At 68.4% G+C, this 5,100-nt stretch carries 6 protein-coding genes; all 6 read right to left on the reverse strand.

The features are described from left to right. Positions 1–783, reverse strand: a 783-nt coding sequence (locus QN206_12515) for a baseplate J/gp47 family protein (protein ID MDR7615629.1), incomplete at its 3' end; no start/stop codon positions are given. Beyond that, positions 767–1,147: a hypothetical protein gene (locus QN206_12520; GenBank protein ID MDR7615630.1), complete on the reverse strand. Its 381-nt coding sequence runs from the start codon at positions 1,145–1,147 to the stop codon at positions 767–769. The genes QN206_12515 and QN206_12520, both read right to left, overlap by 17 nt. Beyond that, complete coding sequence (locus tag QN206_12525; GenBank protein ID MDR7615631.1) at positions 1,144–1,638, reverse strand: hypothetical protein; 495 nt, start codon at positions 1,636–1,638, stop codon at positions 1,144–1,146. Before QN206_12525 ends, QN206_12520 begins: the two co-directional genes overlap by 4 nt. Then, positions 1,631–2,305 carry a hypothetical protein gene (locus tag QN206_12530; GenBank protein MDR7615632.1) on the reverse strand — a complete coding sequence of 225 codons (675 nt, stop codon included), beginning with the start codon at positions 2,303–2,305 and terminating at the stop codon, positions 1,631–1,633. Before QN206_12530 ends, QN206_12525 begins: the two co-directional genes overlap by 8 nt. 2 nt (positions 2,306–2,307) lie before the next feature. Continuing rightward, a complete protein-coding gene (locus QN206_12535; protein ID MDR7615633.1) occupies positions 2,308–2,856 on the reverse strand; it encodes a hypothetical protein in 549 nt (182 codons plus the stop codon). After that, on the reverse strand, positions 2,846–5,100 hold a 2,255-nt coding region (locus tag QN206_12540; protein MDR7615634.1), incomplete at its 5' end, for a tape measure protein. The genes QN206_12535 and QN206_12540, both read right to left, overlap by 11 nt.

Here is a 5,100-nt window from a genome sequence, read left to right on the forward strand (position 1 = left end):
GATGTAGGCGTCCACCTGGGCCACCACGTCGGCTCCTAGGCCACCCTCGCCCCAGACCACCACGTCCACCGTGCCCTGCCCTCGAGGGTGGTCATCCAGCACCCGCACCTTCGTTACCGCAGGATGGGCGGTGAGGGCCCAGAACTCGTAGGTGTGGCGGGTAGCCCCACCCCCCAGCTCCGCCCAGCGGGCTCGGCAGCGGGCCCTGAGCTCCTCATCGGTCTCTTCGTCCCGCCCCGCCTCCAGGAGCCAGTCGGGCGGGTTCGTGGCGCTCACTCCCGGCAGGGGGGTGTGCAGGATGGAAATGGCTCCAGCGGGCACGTTGTACCGGGAACCGGGACTTTCCGCTTGCACCTCCACGTCCAGCTGACCTCCCGATTGGAGCAGCCCTCCGGTGGTGTTTTGGTAAAGCAGCCCATCTGCGGTACCTAGCCACAGGTCGCCGGGCTGGATGTTGTAGGGGCCAAAACCGGGGCTTGCCGTCAGCCGCACCCGCCCGCGGGCAAACGTGGCCCGCTTCCGTTCCAGGGCGAAAAACTCCTCTGCCAACAGATCTAGCCATGGCCCCTGTGCCGTGGAGAGGTAGCCCCCCCGGGCAATCTGGGCGATAGTGCGCCAGAGGTCCTCCAGCCCTAGGGCTGGGGTTTCCACCGCCACGTGCCGGGCCACGCTCCCGGGCACGAAGTCGGTGAGGGGGAAGCCCTGGCGGGCGAGCTCGTCCAGGAGCATCTGCCGGAGCTCGTCCCGCCCTTTGGGGGTCAAGAGCTCATCCAGGGTAGGCATTGAGCACCTCCAGCCGCACCCGATCCACCCGGGCCACCAGTTCCACGGATCCCGCATCGGTTTCCGCCCGCACCCGCACCACCAACCGGTTTGGGGGTTCCGGGTGCACCTCCGCTTGGGCCAGCAGCACCCGGGAGTCCTTCTCGCACTCCTGCTCCACCAGGATGCGCACCTCCTCCAGCACCTCCGGGGTCAGAGCCTCGTTCACGTACTGGCGCAGGTCCAGCCCATAGTTGGGGGCGTACCATAGCGCCCCTCTGGGCGTGATGAGCCGCCGCAAAAGGGCTTCTCTCAGGTTGGCGAATCCTTCGCGCACCTGCCATGTGAGGTCGGGGATAGCTCCTATGTCTGTGCCGAGGTTCATCCGGAAAACACCTTCCCGCTACCGCTGATGATCTGCCCCACAGCGGCTCCCACCTGCACCAGGTCCCCCACCCGGGCCACGGGGGGGCCGCCACCGGCCAGCCGGATGAGGGGAGCGTCGATCTCCACCAGAGCTGGGTCCACCACCCGGGTGCGCCCCTGCTCGTCGTCCAGCCGCACCACCCGCCCTCCTTCCGTGCGCACCTCCACCACCGCCAAGCTCCCCGTCTGCCACAGGTAGGCGGCAGGGCGCTGCAGGTCACCCCCCTCGAACCCCAGCAGTACCCGGCTTTCCGGCTTCACCCGCACGTACGCCCCCGGCAAAAACAGCCGCAGGGGCACCCGCACCATGACCGGCAGGTGCGGAGCATCGGGACGCACGTCCAGGTGCATGTCTCCGTGGTCCTGGAGCACCGTGGCCGGGTACAGGGCCAAGGGGTCCGGCCCAGGGGCGACCAGGGCTCTGATGGCCTTCTGTGCTCGCTCACGCACGCCACACCTCCGTGACGAGCTCCCGCCCGATGCGGTGCACCACCCGCTCCACCCGCACCCGCTCCTCCTTCCCCCCCAGCCGGAGGGCCACCTCCTGGCCGGGCTCCACCTCGAGGTCCAGGGGCAACATCCACATCCCGGGGATGCGGGACTGAGCGGCCAGGGCCACGCCCCCCTGGCGCCACTCGCTTGGGCCCACATCCACCTTTCCATCTGGCGTCACTCTCCAACCCAGTCCCAGCGCTGTGCAGAGGCGCTGCAGGGCCACCCGAAGTGGTTCACCCAAACGCACCCAAACTGGTAGCAGCTGGGGGGCATCCAACTGGCCGGGTTCCTCCCCCCCATCCCGGATGGCGTCCCCCAGCACGACCCTAGCGGGCACGTTGCGGTAGTGCCGGGGGCGCAGGGAGGTGTTCAACTTCCCCTTGCCCCCCACCCACCGCACCAGGGGCCACCCATCTGGGGTGTGCTCCAGCCGCATCACCGTACCGACCAGGGTTAGGGTGCGGTCCTCCCCCCGCAGGGCGAGGGGATGCTGCTCCCCTTCATGCACCCGCACCTCCTCGTGGGGTACCCCCAGGAGCAGGGTGGCGTGGGGCCGCCCAACGCGGGGCCAGACCACCTCCCCGCGGGCGATGGGTTCTGGGCCGAGGGTGAACGCCGCCACGGCTACCTCCTGGGGGTTGGGGGGGATGCGGAGGGGCGCTCCAGCTCCAGCACGCTAGCCCCTTGGCCGATGGGCCCACTGGAGCTTCCGCTAGACTCTCCAGACTGCTGCTTTTTGGCCGCTTTGGTCTTGGTCTCGGGCCACCACTCCCGGAAGGTGAGCCGCAGCCGATAGCCCTCCCGCCAGTCCAAGGGTTCTTCCTCAATGTCCACCAGGTACGCCTCCTTGATGCCCCAGCGGTGCGTGGCGGGGTGCACAAGCTGCACGGGGGCGTGGCGCTCTGCCCCCCGACGGTTGCGATACACATCGGCGAACTGGCGCAAGCGGTCCAACTGCCGGAAATCGGCCACCCGCACTTCCACCTGAACCTCAGCGGGGGCGTACCCCAACTTGGTGCTCACCACGCCGTCCTGGCCCGGCACCTCAACGGTGGACTCCACGAGTCCTCCACCTCGCACCCGCACCCGCACCTGGCCCACGATGTCTGCTCGGGGGTCAGGGGCGATGCGCACGCGCTTAGCCCCCACCAGCACGATCTCGTCATGCGTCATGCCCCACCTCCGAAGCCAGGAGCTCCAGCCCACGCACCACGATGCGCCCAGCGCTCCAGTCGTCCAGCGCTTCCACCACCTCCCGAGCGATGGCCCGAGGGTCGTTGGCGCCATTGATGTGGATGTGCACGGTTGTTGGGGCAGCGCTGCCCTTCCAAGGAGCTTGCACCTGAAAGGGTGGAACCTGAACCTGGGGGACCTGAACCTGCGGGGCTTGCACAACCCGCATAAGCCGCGCCATGGACTGCTCCACCGGCTCCGTTTGCCCTAGACCAATCCCAAGCCCGGCCACCGCCGCCAGACCGATGCGGTAGAACTCCCGGCTCGGGGAACGGATACCCAGCGCATCCCGGGCACCTTGGCCGATGGCACCGGCAATGCGCTTCCCCCACTCGTAGGTCTGGCGGACCGCACTTCCCGCCACTTCCAGCCCCTTCAGGATCAGGTCACCGCCTGGCACAGAGCGCACCACCGACTTCAACCCCTCCACAAAACGAGCCCCAACGTCACGAACAGCCCCTACGATACGCTCCGGCAAGGAGCGGAACCACTCCCATACCGCTCGCCCAGCACCTAGAGCAACGTTCACAAACCCAGTCCATGCGGACCTCACTTGCGAAGCCAGCGTGCCCCACAGCTTGCCGAAAAACGCCTTGATGCTGTCCCAGTTGCGGATGATGTAGCCCACGGCAAACGCCGCCGCCGTAGCCACCAGCCCCCAGGGGGTGGCCAGCCGGAGGATGGTTAGCGCCCCCATGCCCAAGCGGGCCAGCATGGGGCCCATGCTGGAAGCCGCGGCCATCATGGCGGCTCGGTGGGCCACGGCGTAGCGCATGGCGGCCAACGCCACACGGCCAAACCACAGCACCGATAGCCCACCCCAGCGCACCACGCTTCCCGCCATGCCCAGGGTGAGGAGGTTGAGAAGCCGCCACGCTCCGGCCAAGGCGATGCCCATGCCGATGAGCCGGAAGCCAGAAGCGGTGGAAGCCTCCATGCCGCCCGCAGTGCCTCCGAGCGCTTGGGCCACGGCGTTTAGAACGGGGGCCACGGTTTGGGCCACGCTTTGAGCGGCTCGGATGCCGTCCATGACCCCGCGCCACGTCTCCACGATGGCGGGGCGGATGCGCTGCCACGCCAGGCTCACCTGGGCAATCGTGCGCTCCACGCTGTCCAGGAAGCGGTTCAGGTTGGCTTCGGCCCTCGAGGGGTCGGTGGCGTCGGCGAGGCTACCAAACACGCCCCTAAACGCCCCGCCGATGTAGCGCTCCAGCATGGCCTTTAACCGCTGCCCCGTGCGGCTAGGGGTGTCGGGGTCGGTGAGGGCTACCAGGTTAGCCAACACGTTGCGCACGGGGTCAACGTTGATGTCCATTAGGAGCTCCGTGGGCCGGGAGCGGAGCGTGGACCACAGCCCGGAGATGGACCGGCTCGTGAGGTCCATGAGCTTCCCCAGCTGCCCGCCAGAAATGGTATCGCGTATGGTTTCCAGGACCGCCACGACGCCCAGGTCAGCCGAGATGCGCCCCGCTTCCTGCAGTTTGCGCACCTCATCGGTCGTCCTCCCGATCCTTTTCGCGATCACCTCGTAGACCTTGCCGCGAGACACCCCGGCTTCGGCCAGCTGATCTAGCTCCTCGCCCTGCAACCGCTGTTTGGCCCGGATTTGCCCGATGGCGCGGAGCGCTCGGTCAATGATCTCCTTACTGAACCCCTTCAGAGCGGCCAGGTCGCCCACGGCCTTGAGCACCACCGGGATTTCCGCCGGCTTGAAGCGGTCGGTCAGCAAACGCTGGTACGCGTCAATGACGTCCCGGGTCTCAAAGGGGGTGCCGGCGGCGAACCTGACCGCCTCCCGCATCATCCGCTCCGCCTCCTCGCGGCTGCCTAGGAGGGTCTGGAAGGCGATGAGGGTGTTCTCCTTAAACGAAACCGCGTCTATGACGAGCTTGGCCCCGTACCCCGCCGCCCCGGTGATGAGGAGGTTGCGGAGGTTGAAAACGCTGGAGGAGAGGGCGGCCATCTCCGCCCGGGCCCTGGCCGCCCCGGAGGCGAGGGCCGCGAACCCTCCACGGGCCGCCCCCACCCCTGCCAGGGCCAGGGAGAGGGAGCGGGCGGCGTAGCCTGCCCCCCTGAACTCCGCCCCCATGCCCGCGCTGGCCGCGCGGGCGGCGGAGGTAGCCCCCACCACCGCCCGCTGGAACTCCCGCACCTGTCTGACGGCGGCGGTGAGTCCGGCGACCT

The organism is Armatimonadota bacterium (assembly GCA_031460175.1).
In the GTDB taxonomy this organism is placed as follows: Bacteria; Sysuimicrobiota; Sysuimicrobiia; order Sysuimicrobiales; family Sysuimicrobiaceae; genus Sysuimicrobium; species Sysuimicrobium tengchongense.